Source organism: Aeromicrobium sp. PFPM2_SD2 (assembly GCF_057364525.1).
Genome location: NZ_JBNFNZ010000490.1, coordinates 1 through 1736, shown reverse-complemented (window position 1 = coordinate 1736; position 1736 = coordinate 1). Strand labels below are relative to the sequence as shown.

3 protein-coding genes are annotated in these 1736 nt (G+C 75.5%); 2 read left to right on the top strand and 1 reads right to left on the bottom strand.

Features of this window, described 5'->3' with window-relative positions; all coding sequences use genetic code 11:
• On the top strand, positions 1–1056 hold a 1056-nt coding region (locus tag AC2W7G_RS15450; RefSeq protein WP_485869220.1), incomplete at its 5' end, for a 4-alpha-glucanotransferase.
• A 143-nt stretch (positions 1057–1199) separates the two neighbouring features.
• On the top strand, positions 1200–1367 hold the full coding sequence (locus tag AC2W7G_RS15445) for a hypothetical protein (RefSeq protein WP_485869219.1): 168 nt from the start codon (positions 1200–1202) through the stop codon (positions 1365–1367).
• On the opposite strand, the gene AC2W7G_RS15440 is transcribed toward AC2W7G_RS15445, so the two are convergent.
• On the bottom strand, positions 1355–1736 hold a 382-nt coding region (locus AC2W7G_RS15440; protein WP_485869218.1), incomplete at its 5' end, for a hypothetical protein. The genes AC2W7G_RS15445 and AC2W7G_RS15440 overlap by 13 nt on opposite strands.

Genomic DNA, 1736 nt, shown 5'->3' with positions numbered 1-1736 from the left:
GCGGTGGCGGCCGAGCGCGAGCGCCGCGCCGACCGCGTCGCCTTCCACGTCTGGCTGCAGCACGAGTGCCGGGCCCAGCTCGACCGGGCCCGCGCCGAGGCGAAGGACGCCGGGATGAGCGTCGGCCTGGTCCACGACCTGCCCGTCGGCGTGAGCCCGGCCGGCGCCGACACCTGGGCCCAGCCGCACCTGTTCGCCCAGGAGGTGCGCGTCGGGTGCCCGCCGGACGCGTTCAACGAGCTCGGCCAGGACTGGGGCCTGCCGCCCTGGCGTCCGGACCGGCTGGCCGAGACCGGCTACGCGCCGTTCCGCGAGGTCGTGCGCAGCGTGCTGCGCCACGGTGACGGCATCCGGGTCGACCACGTCGCGGGCATGTGGCGGCTGTGGTGGATCCCCGAGGGCGAGCCGCCGCTGCGCGGCACCTACGTCCACTACGACAGCGAGGCGATGCTGGGCGTCCTGCTCATCGAGGCGACCCGCGCCGGCGCCGTGGTCGTGGGCGAGGACCTGGGCACCGTCGAGGACGTCGTCACCGAGACGATGCAGGAGCGCGGCATCCTCAGCTCGGCCGTGCTCTGGTTCGAGCGCGACTGGGAGGCCGAGGGGCAGCCGCACCGGCGTCCGGCCGACTGGAAGGCCGAGACGATGGCCAGCATCACCACCCACGACCTGCCGACCGCTCCCGGCTGGCTCGAGGCCGAGCACGTGCGCCTGCGGGCGTCGCTGGACCTGCTCGACGGCTCGCCGGAGGAGGCCTACGCCGGCGCCGCGGCCGACAAGGAGGCGCTGCTCGAGCTCGTCCGCGCCGAGGGGCTGGACGAGGACGACCTCGTGCTCGCGCTGCACACGCTCATCGCCCGGGCGGCGTCACGGCTGGTGCTCAGCGCGCCGGCCGACGCCGTCGGGGAGATGCGCCAGCCGAACCTGCCGGGCACCGTCGACGAGTACCCGAACTGGCGCGTCCCGCTGAAGGTCTCGCTCGAGGAGTTCTTCGACGACCCGCGGGTGGACGCCCTCACCGCGCCGCTGCGCGAGGCCCGCCCGCTGCGCCGGTAGCGGCCCGACGGCGGGAGCGGTGAGCCCGCAACCGAACAGGCCCCTCGAGAGGTTGCCCACTCACCGCCCGCGGCGGGCGCCGCCGTGCGGTGCGCCGCAGGCGTTCCTAGGCTGACGTCACCTCCGACGAAAGGACGTCCGCCGTGGACATCGAGCCCGTGATCTTCCTCGTGATCCTCGTGGTGGTCGCCGCCGGCATCGCGCTGCCGCTCGGCCGCGCCACCGCCGTGGGCCGTCTCCTGGTCGGACTGGTCGTGCTGGGCGCCCTCGCCACGCTCGCGTTCGTCGGGCTGGAGAACTACTTCGCCTGAGCGCGAGCCCGCTGCCGCTTGGCCCGCAGCCGCAGGACGACCTCGGTCAGCTCGCCGACGCCGAGGACGACCGCGACCCAGCCGAGCCACGTCGGACCGTCGCCGCGCAGGCACCACCAGGCCACGGCGGCGCACCACGCGCTGAACGCCAGGCACAGCGCCAGGTACCACGCGGGCATCCGCACCGAGGCCCGCTGCATCGCGTTCCAGAAGCCGGGCTCGTCGGGCTCCTCGTTCAGCGCCCGGCCGAGCGACTCGCGCAGGCCGAGCGGCTCGTGGACGATCGCGCCGGGCAGGTCGGCCACCCGGAGGCGGCCCTCGGCGACCTCGACCGCCTCGGGCGGCAGCCCGAGCACCGCGGCGACGGCA